This window comes from Pectobacterium versatile (assembly GCF_020166435.1).
GTDB lineage: Bacteria > Pseudomonadota > Gammaproteobacteria > Enterobacterales > Enterobacteriaceae > Pectobacterium > Pectobacterium versatile.
In genome coordinates, this window is the sequence record NZ_JAINZP010000021.1 from 34,887 (window position 1) to 53,793 (window position 18,907).

Below are 18,907 nucleotides of genomic sequence, written 5' to 3' on the forward strand. Positions count from 1 at the left end.
CAGGTGATCTACTTCAGTCAGTGTACATACAACTTGAAAGATAACGCGTATAATTATCTTATACGCTCGTTATTTTCAAATATATTACCTCTAAAGAGATACATTCCTATACATTTCACATGAAAATTAACATGCATCTATGATGTTGAAATTTATTTCTGAAACAACGAGTTCTGTTTCTTTAACATCTGTAATGGTTTCATGTTCTTTAGATGATTTTAATTTATCAAAATTCATTAGTTTTTTTGATTTTTTATTTATTGCCAACTTATTTCGACCATTTTGCGCTTCCCATGCTTTATTGAAACGGCGAATGAATTTATTATCTTGATAATACCAGAATATATATAAACAGCGAATAATTAAATATTTTTCACTAATGCTTGCTGGCTTGAATAACGAAAGCAATGAGTCTGCATGAATAAAGTTACCAGTCATTGTAAAATTCAATTCATGGCTATGTGTATAATAATTATGTTCAAGTGGTGATAATGCTATATTCTTTGTTTTATTTAATAGTCTTTTTTGTGCACCGATTTTAACGTTTCGTTTATCTTTTTGCATATACCCCCATGCCCATTCACACTTGATTTTATCTGTTTTTTTTAGAGGGATTTTATCTTTTAGCGGATAGCTATCATACCAATCAGATCTGATTCTATTCATAAGTTCAAGTTTTCTTTTCAACCCTAGTGCTGCTCGATCAAAAAAGTCAACAATAACTAAAAATCGCTCCTGATGGTTAGCTGGGTAAAGTGTAATATCTAATTTGTTGTATAAAATTTCTGGCGAAATGATTGGATCTCCTGTTTCAGTTTTAACAACGAAGGTACGGTTCGCAAGAAAATTAATATCCAACGTACGAATGCTGAGCCAAGTAAAATAACATGCATCCTGGCATTTTTTAAACCATGCAAATTCACGCATAGGAATTAAATTGTCATTCATATGCTTATAATAGTTAGCAACGCAGCCTTGTTTATGGTAATCATCATAAAATCTTTTAATAGCATCACTTATTGCCATCGATGCTTTTTTTATATCTAAACCATGTATGTGATCAATATTTAATGTGCTGTCCTGATATTTTTTATCATAATTTATGGCCGCAATATCATGCTGAAATATCCATCTGCAGAACCGCAACTCCCTCTCACTTTTTAGTTCCACACTAGTCAACTTTTTGTTCACGCCATATCTCCCTACTGATCATGACACCTAATAGCGAAGTACCGCACATACATCTTTTCTTTCAGTTTAACTGTTTAAAACAGTAGGGTAAATCATTTGAAAAATTATAGTTTTTTTATAGGTAAAATCGTAGGCAATAACTTGCATACAACCACTGAAAAACCTGGCCTACATAAAGAAAAATCACGAAAAAATTCGTACCAGTGATGAGAACTACTGATAGTCCTAATGAGTATTACATCGAAGAAAGGATTGCTTAGGTCAGTTACCTGCTCTGTACGACCTTCCGTGGGTGATAATCGCGAAGGCTAATGCTGTTCAGTATGAGGTATCAAAAGATGAAAATGTGTATTACTCAACATATTCACCACATGACATGAAAGGATGTCATCCGGCGTCCTCCTGACTCTTTACAGGTAGACTTTCATGAACATGATTAATATCCATAACGACAAATTCGTTGATATGACTTTTATTACCTCTTTCACAGGTATGACTGATAAGTGGTTTTACAAATTAATACAGGAGGGGAAGTTTCCACATCCTGTCAAATTCGGACGTAGTTCTCGTTGGTTAGAAAGTGAAGTGATTGCATGGTTTGAAGAACAGTTAGTTAAATCACGGAAAAAATAGCAATTGAAAAATAAGTTATCAGTAAGGAATAAGTAATACTATAACTTCGGAGTGAGAAAACAAGGGAATTAGCCCTTTCGATTAGATACATTAACGGTGAAAGATAAAAACCCATGTCGGGTTGGTAATATATACATATACAACAGAGAATATCAATACTTATTAATCACCCCTAATTATAATCTATGAAAGATGTTGCTATCGTTATCTACCAACGAATAGGTAAATAAGTTTAAATACACCAAGTGATTAATATTAATTATGCAATATACATTATGAAATGAAAACGATCTTCGTTTTTATTTTAATAAAAAGACTTTAATAAAGGGAGTATTGTTATGACAGGTTACAATAATAATCATGGGGCATTAAACAATCATTACATAGAGAAAATGAAAACGGTGATTGGTAATGCAGTACAAGACCATCACAGAACAATGGCTGTAGTCATGTTGCTCCGATTACCTGATCATGTTAATGACAGCAACGATATCCCCACTATGATTAATTATAGCCAAGGAATTATGAGTCGTTTTATCGAGTCACTGAATGCGAAGATTGCTTCTCTTATGAATAAAAAGAAAAAACAAGATATCAGAACACATCCTTGCCATCTGAGATATTCATGGGTTCGTGAATATTGCCAGAATGGAAAACCTCACTACCACGCTGTTATCTATGTAAATAAAGATTCATTCCATTCACTTGGTGATTATATGAAAATTTCAGATAACTTAGGCTCACTAATTCGTGAAGCATGGTTAAGTGCGTTAAATTTAATTGGTCACAATGAATATCTAAGTCTGGTTCATTTTCCAGAAAACCCCCTTTATTATCTAAATGTCAATGAATCCCAGTACCCTCAGGTTTTCAATGACCTGATGTATCGCCTTAGCTACTTTGCTAAGGATAAATCAAAGAGTTATAGCAAAGAACAGCGTTCTTTTGGATGCAGTCAGCGCTAAAAGAGAATCCGTGATATTAGGGCAAAAAAAGTATAATTCACTTCGTGGTTAATTAGACGTTAGGAATAGGAAACTGAATGAAGCGATCTGGTGACGAAATCGTCAGTGACCGAGTAGCCCGGGAAATGGCTACATAAAAGCGTTTCGCTTGTGCTTGGCGTTCATTAACAAAATGGGGCACGTTAGGAATAACGACATGATCAAATTCAAGCCCCTTTAATAGCAGCGGATGCAGAGGGTTTCTGCGGTTACTCGAAGTAGTCCATATCCAATTTAGGCACTTTAACCAAGCGGGAAGATACACCCACCTCGTTTTCGATCATCAGGTGGACTAAACGTTCACCATCAACCAACACCATGCCTTCAACGGAATGAGCAAAATCTCTCGCTTGTGCAGTGAAACCTGATGTAGTGATAAATACACCGCGCTTTGCTTTTTGTCCCGCTAATGCGCCATAGAAAGCCTGAAGTTCAGGGCGTCCGACGGTGTTCTGCCAGCGTTTAGCCTGCACATACACCTTTTCTAGCCCCAGCTTATCAAGTGAAATAATGCCATCAATGCCGCCATCCCCAGTACCGCCTACGCGCTGAAGATCATCGCGATGTCCGCCATAGCCCAGTCGGTGAAGCACATCCAAAACAATGACTTCAAAACGCGCCGGAGAGACCTGTAATAAATTCTCTAGCACTTCAACAGCGACAGCGTCACGTAGCTCTTTTAACGCTTGATCGAGGCGATCGTCAGGGCTGCTTTTCGCTAATTCTTCATGCGTGAGCAACGTTGGACTTTGATCCAATTCCACAGCATCAGATTGTTGTTTGAGTTTGACATCCATGAAATCAAACGCCAGATGGTTCACTTGTTCTTCCGTTAGCGGTTGAGGATGAGCCTGTATCCAATGAAGCCCTTCCGTGGTTAAACACCACTTTCCTCTTGATAGGCTTTGAGATAGCCCCGCACGTTTCAAGCGATCATGCGCCCAGCCAGTTCGGTTTTTATACACCAACTGACCGCTAGCAATCATCACCGCACGCTGATTATCATCGAGGCCAAGCATATCAGCAGCAGCTTCGTGCGCATCACGCGCAGGAACACCCTCGGGCTTGGTAGCTAAAAAACGCAGTACAGGTTCAATAAATTTATCGTAAGTTGGTACGGTCATAGATACATCCCTGCTGATATTTTCTAATGATTAGAGACCAAACAACTGAATCATTACCGTATGCTAGATAAGACATTGCAGATCAGAGTGTTGTACAACAATTTTACCGCTAAGCTAAAGTAGGTACCGCCTAGCATAGATCGGAAAATATGACTCCCGCCATGCTATCCAAGCGTATTTTTACTATTTCCCATTCCGGCATCACCTGTCCCATTAGCCGATAAAAACGTTCGCTATGGTTATGCTCAGCGATATGACACAGTTCATGTAGAATCACATAGTCGATGCATTCACGCGGCGCTTTGACCAAATAGGGATTAAGCGTCAACCGACCATGAGGAGAGCAACTCCCCCATTGGGTTTGCATGGTTAAAAGGCGTAGTGGCGGACGTTCGCTGACCCATAATGTCTGTTCCAGCATCGCCTCTAATCGTCTGGAAAAGACCTCTTTAGCTCGTGTTTTATACCAACCCACAAGCAACTGCCGAACCTTTGCTGCGTTTCTCTGGTGTAGAGCCACTTCCAGCTTGCCGCGCAGCATCTTGACGCCCTGTATCCCTGATGGCTCTTCAAGCACCTTTAGCAGATATTGCTTACCCAGGTAATAATGACTCTCCCCGCTAATGTACTGCCGTGGGGTGATGTATTCACGCTGCTGGCGAAAATCACGTAGTTGTTGATATATCCAACGACCACGCTTTTTCACCGCATTCAGTACCGCATGATCGTTGGCGTCTTCTGGCGCTGAGACCACCACGCTACAATCTGGATGCACCTTAATCAGGATGCGTTCAGTTGCCTGAAGACGCGGAACACAGTCGAAGCAAATTCGCTCATCGCCATAGAAAAAGCACATTGACCGATGTGGGTACTGAGCAGACACGGCTTAACCCCCACTCAACCCGACGCGGGTGATTTGTACGATCATCTCCACCATCCTTTTTGCTTGATCCATACCACCGCCAATCGCTTTGCATTCTTTAAACAACATCGGTAGCAGTTTCTTACGGATATCCGCTTCAATGTTTTGTGGATTAATCGAGTGTTCTGCCACCGAGACATCGACAAGCTGATCGAGAGTAAATGCCAGTTTTACCCATTTATCCTGTACCTGTGCATCAGTAATCGCAAAAACCTCCGGCAGAATTTTTCTGAATACGCCAAAATAAGCTTGAGCATGGTGATTACCGGCAAATGCATCGGGGATATCATTCAGCCGACGTTCTTGTACCTGCTCTTCAAACTCACGAAACAGCAGGTATTGCTTCAACGGATGATCAAATAGCTTCTCCGCTTCTTCAATCGCCTGACGCAATAGCTTAGAAAAAGCCTCCTGCGCGTAAGGATCGTCACGCAGTTGCTGTTCAATCATACGCGTGACGCGTGTTTTGATGATGTCTGTTTCGTTGCGGGTTTTCTCATCGCTCCAGTCTTCGGGGGGCTCGTTACGGCCCATTTGACTCACTTCATACACCCCACCAGGCTCCCGCACGCTAACACCGACCACATGCTTATCCAGCAGTTTTTTAACTTGCGCAGCATACTCATCGTAATCGATACGTTCACCTGCATCCTGCTGAGCTAATTGCCGCAAGCTGGAGAACTGTTTCATCGTTTCTTTATAGTGATAACGATCGTCATCACTGAAGCTTTTATCTTCAAAGAACGTAGCAGATTGCAACGCCACTTTCAGGCAACTGGCAAACGCCGTCAGCGCCTCGTAGAAGTCTTCACGCACTTTCAGATGAATATCGACGAGTTCGCCGTTCTGCTCTTCAATACGCGGTATCAGCACCTGACGCAGTTGTTCGATGTCATTCTTATTTTTCACACCGGCAAAAATAGCCCACAGATTTTTATAAAGCTGAGGTAGACGTTTGTACTCCGTACTCATCTGATCGTAGAGGCCAACAAGATCGTTAATGTCGTAACCGCCCTGGGTGCGTGAAGCGAGCTTTTGATAGTCCTTAATGGTGGTATCCAACTCACTGAGAATGCCGCGATAATCGATCAACAAGCCGAATTTCTTTTTCGGATGCAAACGGTTAACACGAGCAATAGCTTGGATCAGGTTGTGCCCTTTAAGCGGCTTGTCGATATAGAGCACGGTGTTTTTCGGCTCGTCAAAGCCCGTCAGCAACTTATCGACCACAATCAGTATTTTTAGCGAGTCATCTTTATCAAAACGTTCGATGACATGCTGGGTATAAGCCTGTTCATCCTGCGAGCCAACATTCTCTTTCCACCACTGTGTCACTTCCGGCGTGGTGGACTCATCGATCTCGGTATTGCCTTCACGGCTATCTGGCGAGCTGATAACCACCGCTGATTCAAATAAGCCTGCTTCATCAAGATATTTTTTATACTTAATCGCAGAGACTTTACTGTCGCAGGCGAGTTGGCCTTTTAAGCCATCATCAATGTTCTTGACGAAGTGATTAGCAATATCCAATGCGATAAGACGGATGCGATCGTCAGTGCTGTATATTTGCCCTTTTCTGGCAAACTTACGTTTGAGGTCTGTTTTTTGCTCGTCGCTCAAGCCCTCAGTAATACGCTCAAACCAGCTATCAATCGCACGTTCATTCACATCAAGGTCCGGAATGCGCTCTTCGTAAAGCAGTGGGGTTACTGTTTTGTCTTCCACTGCCCGTTGCATGGTGTAGGCATGCACAATAGGGCCAAACTTATTGGTGGTTTTATCGTCTTTTAACAACGGGGTGCCGGTAAAAGCGACAAAGGAGGCATTAGGTAGAGCCTGCTTCATACGGATATGGTTTTCACCGCCCTGGCTGCGGTGGCCTTCATCAATCAAGACGATAATATCTGAGCTGGTATTAACGCATTCTGGCAACCGGGTGGCAGTGTTAAACTTCTGGATCAGTGAAAAAATAATGCGTTCAGTCCCTTTGCCAATCTGCTCAGCTAATCGCGTACCGGATGTCGCGATAGCGGATGTTTTATCTCGTTTACCTGACAGTTCACCGCCAGAAATAAAGGTACGGCTGAGTTGTTTTTCCAGGTCAATTCGGTCAGTCACCACCACAATGCGGCACTGCTTTAGGGTTTCATGCAGAATCAGTACTTTGCTCAGAAACACCATCGTAAATGATTTACCGGAGCCCGTGGTATGCCAGATAACCCCGCCTTCACGACCCCCATCGGGGCGCTTGGTATTAATTCGCTCAATCAGACGCTTAATGCCAAACACCTGCTGATAGCGAGCAACGACCTTCCCCGCTTTCTTATCAAACAGCGTAAAATAGCGTGTCATCTCCAACAGGCGAAATGGTGACAATAGGCTAATTAACAGCTTATCTTGCCCGGTAACGGCAAGCTCACCGCTCGTTGTTAACTGTTGATACCAATCCACAACGGCTTGAGGCCGGTGGCTAAACAGCGCAGTGAATTGCCCAGTAGAAAGTGAGTGATTCTTGAGGGCATACATCTCAGCGTCAGAGATATCCTCTTCACGCCAGTTTGCCCAAAACTTGGCTGGCGTGCCGCAGGTGCCATAACGACCATCATGACCATTAATGGATAACAGTAGCTGGCTGTAAGCGAATAAACGCGGAATTTCATCGTGGCGCTGATTACGTAGGCTTTGCGAAATCCCTTCATCAATGGTTGGTCCTTTTTTGGCATTACCATCTGGGCGTTTGGCCTCAATGATCGCCAACGGAATACCATTCACGAAACAAACGATATCAGGCCTGCGCGACTCAATACCATTGGAACGAGTCACGCTAAACTCTTCAGTAAAGACAAAGCTGTTATTTGCCGGATTATGCCAGTCAATCAATGCTATGGTGGGATTGGCCTTTTTGCCATCAATAAACTCAGTGACCGAAATGCCGTATATCAGGTGGTTATAGAGCCGTTCATTGGCGGTAAGCAAACCTTCGTTCAAAGCCGGGTTGTTCACTTCGGCAATCAGGCTATCAATCGACTTGTCAGAGAGCGGGTAGTCCCGTCCTGCAAAAGTGAAAGTACGCTTTTCCAATTGCTCACGCAGAATCTGGCTTAATACAACCTGATCCGCCTTATTACCACGTGTTGCCAGAGCATATTCAGGCGTTATGTATGACCAACCGAGATTGGAGAGCAATGCCAGCGCCGGAATTTTAGCGCTGTATTCTTCCTGAAACTTTGGCGCATATTGCGTACTCATGGCGCATCCTTATTTTTCGGATTGGCTTGCCACTGTAATAGCTCAGTAATATCCCACTCGCCCTCAGCCTCTTTTAAACGGCGCTGTTGCTCAGCAAACTGTTCATATTCAGCCTGAGCCTTATCATCCGCCATTTTCTTACTAATGGTACCTGCGCCTTTTAATACATCGCGATCGTTGAATTGCAGAAATTGATCTAATTTTTCCTGCCAGTCGCGTAAAAATATCTGCTGACGGCGTCTGGCCTGATCTTCCGCAAAATCCAACCACATATTGACTACGCGGTTCAGTTCGTCGACCTCGCTTCGGTTGAGATAATTTTTAGCGACGGTAACATCCCCTTTGCGCACTTCATCGCCCTTGAAGCTGGTCAAGCCCATATGCGGTAAGCTGGCATCGGCGCGTTGGTGAATAAGCTCAGCAGCCGTTTTTCCGGTACAGGCAAAATGCAGTTTATTCTGGATAGTCTGGAAAAAAAGCGTAGTTTCTTTTAATGAGGGTTGATAATCCGCTGCGAGAGCAAAAATTTCCCGTACCCGTAAATAGACGCGCCGTTCGCTGGCACGAATATCGCGAATGCGTTCCAGCATCTCGCCAAAGTAGTCGGGTACCACTGACGGGCCAACCGGTGGATTTTTCAACCGCTCATCGTCCATCACAAAGCCTTTGATCAGGTATTCCTGCAAGGTTTGCGTGGCCCACTGGCGGAACTGGGTGCCACGGGTTGAACGGACGCGATAACCCACGGCCAGAACTGCTTCAAGGTTGTAATGATCGATCTCCCTTGCAACCTGCCGCTTACCCTCTAAACGAACTATCCGGAATTTCCGGATAGTTGAATTTTGAGCAAGTTCGTCTTCAGCAAAGATGTTGATCAGATGCTCATTGATGGTTCGAACATCTTTACCGTATAGCTCAGCCATTGAGGCTTGCGACAGCCAGAGTGTTTCTGCTTCAAATCGACATTCAACCCGAGCACGACCATCATCGCTTTGGAACAGCAGGAATTCTCCCGCAGGGGCTGGAGGTAAGTGTTTATCCATTATGCCGCCTCCGTTTTCACCCGGCGTTTACCGGTGAGCAGTTGCTGCATCAGGGCTTTTTTTTCTTGTTTTAGGTGGTTGAGCTTTTGTTTTAGGGTTTCGATTTCTTGGTCTGCAATGTTAAGTGATGTTGAAATTGCTTTTTGCTCCTCTAAGCTTGGCAACAAAATACTAAATTTTTTCACCATACCCGCATTTAGATTAGACTGTGTACCTTGTTGCCCTTGAAGTTTAATTCTTTCTTTCAAATGACTTAGAAAAAAATATAAATACTCATAGTGCAAATCTTGCTTCGGACGTATACCAAGAATTGCTTGAGAAGAACAAAGTGGAACTCGAGCAATACTACATTCTCCAATAGAAGCATACATTGCATAAAGAATGGTATTTTCAGGATATAGTTTCGCAGAGCTATTTTCCAAACCAATAATAGAAAGAGTCTTATCAGTAGATATGATCCACTTCCCTTGACTTGTCATATCAGATATCGAGACCCAAGGAATACCACCATTGTAGTATTCCTTAACAGAGGATGTAGGAGTTCCACCACTGCTCATATTGGCAACAGCTCCCAATGTCGTTTTTTTCCACTTATCACTAAACCCCGGAAAACGTTTCTTACTAGTAAGTAATTGCTGCATCAACGCTTTTTTCTGCTGCTGGCTATTGACGAGCAGTTGTTCAGTGGTAGTGATCGCTTTATCCCAGGTAGAAAGGATTTTGGCGATTTTTTTTTGTTCAATAAGGGAGGGGGTATTAATCAATATTTCCCCACAATCAGGCACACGCATGTGCGCAACAGTCCCCCCATTACAGAAGTTGTCAATCTGCTTTTGACAATACTCACTTAATAATGAGTAAAAAAGATAATAATTATCTGCTACATCAGTGTTGGTCCTATACATCATAGTTCTTTGCCCGAGGAATACTCCATTATCGTCCTCAAGAATACCAACTTCACCAACAGGAGCTTCTCGTGTAAAGATGATATCTCCTTTTTGAGGTTTTCCTCTTTTAACCCATTGTAAGTAGGTTTCTTCGGTTACATATCGAACACTCTGGGTATCTACCCGCCCATTACGAATATTGGTGGTTCGCAGCATTTTAAAATTGGTTTCATAGTCCACCACAGGCGCAGTTTTGTTCACACAGTCGATGATAGCTTCACAGGCATCTTTAATGGAGATTCGTTTCCACCCCTTAGGCACCATAACCCAACTCCTCCAGATACTTCGCCATTTCAGCTTCCAACTCAGCCAATTGTATTTGCAATTGCTTACGCTCGGCACGGACCGCCATCAGGTCGATTTCCTCTTCTTCTTCAAAGGTATCAACATAGCGAGGAATGTTCAGGTTGTAGTCGTTGTCACGGATCTCTTGTAGGCTGGCAAGATAAGCATATTTATCAACGTTATCGCCATTTCTGTAGGTTTTAACGATTTTGGCAATATTTTCCACGCTAAGGCGGTTCTGGTTTTTACCCGGTTTAAACTCTCGACTGGCATCGATAAACAACACGTTATCGTCAACCTTGTGCTTTTTGAAAATCAAAATCGCAGCAGGAATACCGGTGCCAAAAAACAGCTTTTCCGGTAGACCAATCACCGCATCCAACAGGTTTTCTTCAATCAGTTTCTGACGAATTTTCCCTTCGCTGGAACCACGGAAGAGTACGCCGTGCGGCACCACGACACCCATACGCCCAGTTTTCGGCTTTAGGGTTTCGATCATATGTAAAATAAAGGCGTAGTCACCTTTGGTTTTCGGCGGAAGGCCACGGCGGAAACGGCTGAACTGATCGTCTTCCACATCACTGTACCCCCACTTATCCAGCGAGAAAGGTGGGTTGGCGGTGACGATATCAAACAGCTTTAAGTTACCGTTTTTATCCAGCAGCTTGGGGTTACGGATAGTATCGCCCCATTCGATTTTGTGGTTATCTTCGCCGTGCAGGAACATATTCATTTTCGCCAGCGACCAGGTTGAACCAATCGCTTCCTGCCCATATAGTTCATACTGCTTGCTGCCGTGGTTTTGCACCACTTTACGACCGCATTTCATCAATAACGATGCGGAACCACAGGCGGGATCGCAAATAGTATCGCCCGGCTGTGGATCGAGTAATTCTGCCATCAAATCGGACACTTCCGGCGGGGTATAGTACTCGCCAGCTTTCTGACCGCTGTTGGCGGCGAACTTACCAATCAGATACTCGTAGGCATTACCAATCACATCCAACTTACCGACGCGACTTGGTTTCAAATTTAATTCGGCGCTAGAGAACTCAACTAACAAATCTTTCAGAATCCCGTTCTTTTGCTTCTCTTCACCCAGCTTGTCGGTATTAAAAGAGATGTCCTGGAACACGCTTTTCCCAGCGTCTTTCAGTTTTGTGCCGTTGGCTTCCTCAATCGCGTGCAGAGCCTTATCGATACGCTCGCCGTTACCCGGTTCATTCCGCTGCTGAAAGAGCGTATAAAAACTGGCTTGTGCTGGCAGAACAAAACGCTCGTTTTTCATCATTTCTTCGATCAATTCAGGTTCATCACCATACTCAGCCTTATAGCCATCGTAGTGATCCTGCCAGACATCCGAAATGTATTTAAGGAACAGCATGGTAAGAATGAAGTCTTTATAGGTATCGGGGCTGATGGTGCCACGGAAAATATCGCATACGCTCCATAACACACTGTTAATACGATTCTGGTCGATCTTGTTACTCATAACACATTAATCCTTAGATAATTTTTTCAAAATACCGAGTTGCAGTTTCTGGCGATTAGCTTGTAACTGGCTAATCAACAGGTCTTCCTGTTCCCACACCTGTTGCAACCCAATAATATTTTTCTGAACATCTATCGATGCTAAAGGTAGTTTTACCTTGAGTAAGGCAGCTTTGGTAACCAACTGAATATTCGTGCCGCTGCGATGAAACATTTGCTGAATCGTTGGATGATTAATGAGCCAGCACAGGTACTCAGGCAACACCGTTTTTGTCTTAATATTGATGATAAGAAATTGATTCGTCGCCACTATGGGTGCGTTACCGTGATAAACTACAGCCACATTGCGGTTGCCGCGTGCAGCAACCACAATTTCTCCCGGTTCAAGCAACGGCGGAGTGGCATTCTGTTCCCATACCACGGTTGGCAGTGTATCCGGCACGATCCGCGCATCTTGAGTAAGGTCTTTAATCTGCAAGATGTGCACGTTGCCAGCGGGGCTGGGTTGTATTGCCTCACGAAAGGTAAATCCTGAACGAACGTCAGCAATCTTTTCCAGGTTCACTAGAGTTTTAGGCATTCTTACCTCTGATATTGCGCCATCCCTGGCGCATATAGATCTCACGAAATTACTGTAAATTATCTTTCAGCCACTGAGAGATCTCATTTGATAACCCATACCACGCTGCCTCTCCCTGTAAGCGAGTAACCAAAAGCCCATCATCAGCATCCATTACCGCCTTAAGGTTATCGCGGACCTGCACTGCGGTTTGGTCTGTAACGATAATCCAGGTCGACTCAAGAGGATGACACCAGTTCCCATAGGACTGAATACGTTCGATAAGAGACGAATAGTTACGCTGTTTACGCAGATCGTAGTTAATTTGATATACTGGCATAGCTTCTATTTCCTTCTGGCAAGTTGGAGTTTAAGTGATCGCTACAGGTGGCCGCCTGTAGCATCGCAACATCAATATCTATAGAGACAATATAGAGATAAAATGAATCAATGAATTCATCATCCTGCAAACACTCAACAGTGTCAAGAAACAAAAAACGCAGTAGCATCTCTATAGATTAAGTAAGTTGAGGGTTTAGAGGATAAAAAATAAATGGCCCCAGTCATAAAGCTTGTTAGGGGCCCCAACAGCGCAATGAAACCTCTTACAAATAGAGCCGCCGCGCACACCTGCGTGAACTAATGGCTAACTTTCCCAAAATCAAACGCACTCACCGCCTTCTCCCGATTCGCATCGAGATAATCCGCCCACCATTGCAGCATCAGCTTGCGTTCGTCCAGGTGCTCCGCCTTGTGGATATACGCTGCTCGTACAGAGTTACGCTCTATATGGCTCATCTGCCGTTCTACCGCATCCCTCGACCATAACCCCGATTCAATCAGCGAGCTACAGGCCATCGTTCTGAAGCCGTGGCCGCAGACTTCAACCTTGGTGTCATACCCCATAACCCGCAGCGCCTTATTCACCGTGTTTTCACTCATTGGCTTACGCGGATCGTGATCGCCAATAAAGATCAGCTCATGGTCGCCACTGAATTGTTGTATTTGCTTCAGAATAACCAGCGCCTGTCGGGAAAGTGGCACCAGATGCGGAGTACGCATCTTAGAACCTCGATGGGAATGTTTCACCCCTTCGATGGGTTCGCGCTCAGGGGGAATGGTCCACATTGATGTTTCAAAATCGATCTCCGACCAACGGGCAAAGCGCAACTCGCTGGAACGGATAAAGATCAGTAGCGTCAACTCGACAGCCAAACGAGTCAATGGCCTGCCGGTATAGCTATCAATGCGTTGAAGCAGTTCGGGAGTATGCTTTAATTCCAATGCCGGACGATGCTGTCGATTGCTGGACGCTACAGCGCCCGCCATTTCCTGCGCCGGGTTGTAGTCAATTAATCCGCTCTGTACCGCGTAACGCATTATTGCGGTTGTACGTTGCTGAAGTCGTGAGGCAACTTCAAGACGGCCCGACTGTTCCACTGCCTTGATGGGTGCAAGCAGGTCACGGGTTTTAAGCTCAGCAATGTTGCGTTTACCGATAGCGGAGAAAAGATTATCTTCCAGGCTTTTCAGCACGCGACGGCTATGCTCTTCCGACCACTTTTTATTGGTGGCATGCCATTCAATGGCAACTTCTCGAAAGGTCAACGCCTCGCTCTGTTCAATCTTATCAGATTTCTTTTTATCACCAGGGTCACTGCCGTTCGCCAGTAGCTTACGCGCTTCATCACGCCGTGCTCGTGCATCGGCCAGAGAGACATCAGGATAAACACCCAGTGCCAGCATCTTCTGTTTACCGCCAAAGCGATACTGTAAGCGCCAGTACTTTGAACCATTGGGATGAATCAGCAGGTGCATGCCGTTGCCGTCGGTAAGCTTGTATTGCTTATCGGCAGGCTTGGCTGTTCTGACTTTGATATCAGTAAGCGCCATGTTTAGGCCCTCCCTGTTGGTATATGCATTATCGAACCGGAAATACCATCATCTGTACCAACAACTGTTGGTAGATGTACATTGAAGTCGGTTGACCCTGAGAGAGTTAATATAGCGGGAAAGGGGGATAAATACTGGATTTTAGGCATAAAAAAAGACCTCAGTTGAGGTCTATTTACATACTGTTGGTGCCGAAGGCCGGACTCGAACCGGCACATCTTTCGATGGTTGATTTTGAATCAACTGCGTCTACCGATTTCGCCACTTCGGCACAGAAGTAGTATGCGGAAAACGGGTGCATTATACCGTTTGACGGCTCTCGCGCAACGTTAATCCACTCCGTGTTCGGTTAAGTGCTGAAAAAATCATCTTTAGCAACGTGTTATGCCCGCTTCGCCTTAATATGGTGCGGTAATTGACGTTGTCGAGGGCACTTTGTCACAGCCAATAAAAAAGCGCCGAGGAGTGATCCACTCGGCGCTTTCTCTGATTTATTGGCTGCTATCGGCGTTTAAGCAGCAGCGCGACGCTGATGAACAGAAACACCGAGCTCGGCAAGATCGCGCCCAGGATCGGCGGGATGCCATAGACCAGGCTGAGTGGACGGAAAATCTCATTCAGCAGGTAGAAGAGGAAGCCGAAGCTGATACCTATCACAATGCGTGAACCTGCCGACACGCTGCGCAGCGGGCCGAAGATGAAAGAGACTGCCATGAGCATCATCACCGCCACTGAGACCGGTGCAAAGATTTTGCTCCACATGTTCAGCTGGTAGCGATTCGACTCTTGCCCGCTTTGTTTCAGGTATTTGGCGTAATTATGTAGCCCACGGATCGACAGCGCATCAGGCTCAAGCGCCACCACGCCCAGCTTATCCGGCGTCAGGTTGGTTTTCCATTCTCCGCTGAACGTCTGGCTGCCACCAATTTGTTTGCCGTCGCTCAAATCAGATTCATCAACTTGCGAGAGCTTCCAGACATTCCTGTCATCTTCAAACTCTGCGGAAGCCGCATAGCGCACGGATAGCAGCTTGTTCTTATCGTCGAAGTGGTAGATGTTGACGCCAGACAGCTCTTTATCGCCCGTCACCCGTTCGATATAGATAAAGTCATTACCGTCTTTTGCCCACAGTCCGCCCTGCGTAGAGATCATCGACCCACCGGAGATCATCTGAGAGCGGTAGTTGCGCGCCATCTGTTCCCCTTGCGGAGACACCCATTCGCCAATCGCCATCGTTAGCAGCACCAGCGGGATCGCAGTTTTCATCACGGCCGTCGCGATCTGCAAGCGGGTAAAGCCGGAAGCCTGCATCACCACCAGTTCGCTGCGGGTCGCAAGCTGGCCCAGCCCGAGCAATGCGCCGAGCAGCGCCGCCATTGGGAAGAAGATCTCAATATCTTTAGGTACGCTGAGCAACGTGTACAACCCAGCGCCCAGCGCCGAATACTCGCCCTGCCCAACTTTACGCAGTTGGTCGACAAATTTGATGATGCCGGAGAGCGACACCAGCATGAACAACGTCGTCATGATGGTGGTGAAAATCGTTTTGCCGATATAGCGGTCTAATACACCAAACATCAGGCCGCTCCTTGTGTTCTAAGAATACGAGGCTTAAAGCGGGCGCGCACTTTGCGCATCGGCACGGTATCCCATAGGTTAAGCATCACAGCGATACCGAAATACGTCAGGTTGGTCAGCCAGACCCATACCATCGGATCGATTTTGCCTTTACTGGCGTTAGAACGCAGAGAGCTTTGCAGCAGGAAGAAAATCAGGTACAGCAGCATCGCAGGCAGCATGCTCAATACCCTACCCTGACGTGGGTTCACCACACTCAGCGGCACCACCATCATCGCCATGATCAGTACCGAAATAATCAACGTCAGTCGCCAGTGGAACTCTGCACGCGCATCGTGCGCATCCGAATGCCACAGGGTCTGCATATCCATTTGCTGCACGTCGCTATTATTGAGCGTCACGCTCTGGTGACCAATCACGGCCTGATAGTTGGTGAAATCCGTGATACGAAAATCACGCAGCAGCGCCGTGCCTTCGTAACGTGAACCGTTATCCAGCGTTACGACCTGCGCACCGTCTTCGTTTTGCTTGATATGACCGCGATCGGCAACGACGACAGAAGGTCGTGCGTTACCGCTGGGGCGCAGCTGTGCCAGAAAGACGTGCTCAAACTCCGAGCCTTTGACATTGCCGACAAACAACACCGCGTTGCCACCCTGTGCGGACTGGAACTGCCCTTCTACCAGCGTTGCCATGCCGGGGTTTGCCTTCGCTTCCGCCAGTACTTCTTCCTGATGCCGGGACGACCACGGGCTGAGCCACATGACGTTAATGGTGGCGACAATGGCAGTGAACACCGCCAGAACCAGCGCGGCTTTCAGCAACACGCGTTTGCCCAGCCCGCAGGCGTGCATGACGGTGATCTCGCTTTCCGCATAGAGGCGGCCAAACGTCATCAATACGCCAAGAAACAGACTTAATGGCAGGATGAGCTGCACCATTTCTGGCACGCCCAATCCCAACAGGGAGATAACCAAATTTGTCGGGATTTCACCATCAACAGCGGCACCCAGTATCCGTACCAATTTCTGACAAAAGAAAATCAGTAACAGAATGAAAAGGATGGCCAGTTGGCTCTTAAAGGTTTCCCGTACCAGATATCGAATGATGATCACGCTTAATTACGCCTGTGAAAACTTGTCTTTTTGCAGGAAAATCGATAGTTTCTTCGCTAACGCGCCATTTATACTCATTTTTGGCTGCCCTCTTAGCTAAAACTGTATTACAACACACTGCGTTTGAGCTGTTGTATCAGAACCTGCTTATTAGTCACTAAAACAGGTTCGTTACGTCGTTAAGATTAACACAGGTTATGTTAACGCAACGGCGGGAAGTATTACGGAGTGTCACATTCTAGCCGTTGCCCCCGCCGTTGTCTTTAAGATTCAGGAGAGTACATGGAGTTCAGCGTAAAAAGCGGTAGCCCGGAAAAACAACGCAGTGCCTGCATTGTCGTCGGCGTGTTTGAACCGCGTCGTCTGTCCCCTATTGCCGAACAACTCGATAAAATCAGCGACGGCTACATCAGCGCGTTGCTTCGCCGTGGTGAATTAGAAGGCAAAGTGGGGCAATCACTGCTCTTGCACCATGTACCTAACATTCTTTCCGAGCGCATTCTGCTGATTGGTTGCGGTAAAGAGCGCGAACTTGATGAACGCCAGTACAAACAGGTGATTCAGAAGACGATCAACGCCCTGAACGAAACCGGCTCGATGGAAGCAGTCTGCTTCCTGACCGAGCTGCACGTGAAAGGCCGTAACACGTACTGGAAAGTGCGTCAGGCGGTCGAAACTGCAAAAGAGACGCTGTATACCTTCGATCAGCTTAAGAGCAATAAGGTCGAGCTGCGCCGTCCACTGCGCAAAATGGTATTCAACGTACCGACGCGCCGTGAGCTTACCAGCGGCGAGCGCGCTATTCAGCACGGTCTGGCGATTGCAGCGGGCATCAAAGCCGCGAAAGATCTCGGCAACATGCCACCGAATATCTGTAATGCCGCGTATCTGGCTTCGCAAGCGCGTCAACTGGCCGATACCTACAGCCAGAACATCATCACGCGCGTGATTGGTGAACAGCAGATGAAAGAGCTGGGCATGAATGCCTATCTGGCCGTGGGTCAGGGCTCGCAGAATGAATCGCTGATGTCCGTGATCGAATATAAAGGCGATCCGAACCCGGAAACCCGCCCGATTGTGCTGGTAGGTAAAGGGCTGACGTTCGATTCCGGCGGCATCTCCATCAAACCTGCCGACAGCATGGACGAAATGAAGTACGACATGTGCGGCGCGGCCACGGTCTACGGCGTGATGCGCATGGCGGCCGAACTGGCGCTGCCATTGAATATCATCGGCGTGCTGGCGGGCTGTGAAAACATGGTCGATGGCCGTGCATACCGTCCGGGAGACGTGCTGACCACAATGTCCGGCCAAACGGTAGAAGTGCTGAACACCGATGCGGAAGGTCGTCTGGTCTTGTGTGATACGCTGACCTACGTTGAGCGTTATGAGCCAGACGTGGTGATTGACGTCGCGACGCTGACCGGCGCGTGCGTGATTGCGCTGGGGCACCACATCACCGGGCTGATGGCGAACCACAATCCGCTGGCGCACGAACTGTTGAGCGCGTCCGAGCAGTCTGGCGACCGCGCATGGCGTCTGCCGCTGACCGACGAATTCCAGGAACAGCTGGAATCCAATTTTGCCGATATGGCGAATATTGGTGGTCGTCCGGGCGGAGCGATTACCGCAGGCTGCTTCCTGTCGCGCTTTACGCGTAAGTACAGCTGGGCGCATCTGGATATCGCGGGCACCGCTTGGCGTTCTGGTAAAGCCAAAGGCGCAACGGGTCGTCCGGTCGCGCTGTTATCACAGTTCCTGCTTAACCGCGCCGGACAGAACGACGTAGAATAAGACTTTCACGTCAACGGCGATGACCAAAGCCAGCGATTGCCTTATCCTTATAAGGTAATTGTCTATCGGGCCGGATATT

General features: G+C 46.4%; 16 protein-coding genes and 1 tRNA gene. 3 read left to right on the forward strand and 14 right to left on the reverse strand.

The window, feature by feature from the left end; translation table 11 throughout:
* Positions 1-126: 126 nt before the first annotated feature.
* Entirely contained in the window at positions 127-1,191 is a 1,065-nt protein-coding gene (locus K7X24_RS18000; RefSeq protein WP_224556483.1) for a hypothetical protein, read from the reverse strand.
* A gap of 426 nt (positions 1,192-1,617) precedes the next feature.
* Here K7X24_RS18000 and K7X24_RS18005 point away from each other — a divergent pair, with 426 nt between their 5' ends.
* Entirely contained in the window at positions 1,618-1,824 is a 207-nt protein-coding gene (locus tag K7X24_RS18005) for a helix-turn-helix transcriptional regulator (RefSeq protein WP_224556497.1), read from the forward strand.
* Between the two features lie 338 nt (positions 1,825-2,162).
* A complete protein-coding gene (locus tag K7X24_RS18010) occupies positions 2,163-2,789 on the forward strand; it encodes an inovirus Gp2 family protein (protein ID WP_224556499.1) in 627 nt (208 codons plus the stop codon).
* A 52-nt stretch (positions 2,790-2,841) separates the two neighbouring features.
* On the opposite strand, the gene K7X24_RS22210 is transcribed toward K7X24_RS18010, so the two are convergent.
* The 13 genes from K7X24_RS22210 to lptF form a co-directional block, all read right to left on the reverse strand.
* Positions 2,842-3,093 carry a 3'-5' exonuclease gene (locus K7X24_RS22210; RefSeq protein WP_224556522.1) on the reverse strand — a complete coding sequence of 84 codons (252 nt, stop codon included), beginning with the start codon at positions 3,091-3,093 and terminating at the stop codon, positions 2,842-2,844.
* Positions 3,038-3,952 carry a restriction endonuclease gene (locus tag K7X24_RS18020; RefSeq protein WP_224556525.1) on the reverse strand — a complete coding sequence of 305 codons (915 nt, stop codon included), beginning with the start codon at positions 3,950-3,952 and terminating at the stop codon, positions 3,038-3,040. The genes K7X24_RS22210 and K7X24_RS18020 overlap by 56 nt, the downstream gene beginning before the upstream one ends.
* A gap of 130 nt (positions 3,953-4,082) precedes the next feature.
* Positions 4,083-4,808: a M48 family metallopeptidase gene (locus K7X24_RS18025; RefSeq protein WP_224556693.1), complete on the reverse strand. Its 726-nt coding sequence runs from the start codon at positions 4,806-4,808 to the stop codon at positions 4,083-4,085.
* Between the two features lie 30 nt (positions 4,809-4,838).
* Positions 4,839-8,123 carry a type I restriction endonuclease subunit R gene (locus K7X24_RS18030; protein WP_224556528.1) on the reverse strand — a complete coding sequence of 1,095 codons (3,285 nt, stop codon included), beginning with the start codon at positions 8,121-8,123 and terminating at the stop codon, positions 4,839-4,841.
* The gene (locus K7X24_RS18035; RefSeq protein WP_224556721.1) at positions 8,120-9,169 is read right to left on the reverse strand and encodes a virulence RhuM family protein; all 1,050 of its coding nucleotides are present in this window, start codon (positions 9,167-9,169) and stop codon (positions 8,120-8,122) included. Before K7X24_RS18035 ends, K7X24_RS18030 begins: the two co-directional genes overlap by 4 nt.
* A complete protein-coding gene (locus tag K7X24_RS18040; protein WP_224556542.1) occupies positions 9,166-10,377 on the reverse strand; it encodes a restriction endonuclease subunit S in 1,212 nt (403 codons plus the stop codon). The genes K7X24_RS18035 and K7X24_RS18040 overlap by 4 nt, the downstream gene beginning before the upstream one ends.
* On the reverse strand, positions 10,367-11,890 hold the full coding sequence (locus K7X24_RS18045) for a type I restriction-modification system subunit M (RefSeq protein WP_224556545.1): 1,524 nt from the start codon (positions 11,888-11,890) through the stop codon (positions 10,367-10,369). Before K7X24_RS18045 ends, K7X24_RS18040 begins: the two co-directional genes overlap by 11 nt.
* A 6-nt stretch (positions 11,891-11,896) precedes the next feature.
* Positions 11,897-12,469: a restriction endonuclease subunit S gene (locus K7X24_RS18050; protein WP_224556547.1), complete on the reverse strand. Its 573-nt coding sequence runs from the start codon at positions 12,467-12,469 to the stop codon at positions 11,897-11,899.
* 49 nt (positions 12,470-12,518) lie between these two features.
* Positions 12,519-12,788, reverse strand: coding sequence for a hypothetical protein (locus K7X24_RS18055; protein WP_224556554.1), 270 nt, complete (start codon positions 12,786-12,788; stop codon positions 12,519-12,521).
* A 299-nt stretch (positions 12,789-13,087) separates the two neighbouring features.
* Positions 13,088-14,341 carry a tyrosine-type recombinase/integrase gene (locus K7X24_RS18060; protein ID WP_224556557.1) on the reverse strand — a complete coding sequence of 418 codons (1,254 nt, stop codon included), beginning with the start codon at positions 14,339-14,341 and terminating at the stop codon, positions 13,088-13,090.
* 186 nt (positions 14,342-14,527) lie between these two features.
* Positions 14,528-14,612 (reverse strand) — tRNA-Leu (locus K7X24_RS18065).
* Positions 14,613-14,842: 230 nt separating this feature from the next.
* Complete coding sequence (lptG, locus tag K7X24_RS18070; protein WP_010284634.1) at positions 14,843-15,919, reverse strand: LPS export ABC transporter permease LptG; 1,077 nt, start codon at positions 15,917-15,919, stop codon at positions 14,843-14,845.
* Positions 15,919-17,034: an LPS export ABC transporter permease LptF gene (gene lptF / locus K7X24_RS18075; protein WP_010298298.1), complete on the reverse strand. Its 1,116-nt coding sequence runs from the start codon at positions 17,032-17,034 to the stop codon at positions 15,919-15,921. Before lptF ends, lptG begins: the two co-directional genes overlap by 1 nt.
* Positions 17,035-17,316: 282 nt before the next feature.
* Between lptF and pepA the strand changes: the two genes are divergently transcribed.
* Positions 17,317-18,828 carry a leucyl aminopeptidase gene (gene pepA / locus K7X24_RS18080; protein ID WP_010284628.1) on the forward strand — a complete coding sequence of 504 codons (1,512 nt, stop codon included), beginning with the start codon at positions 17,317-17,319 and terminating at the stop codon, positions 18,826-18,828.
* The last annotated feature ends 79 nt before the right edge of the window (positions 18,829-18,907 follow it).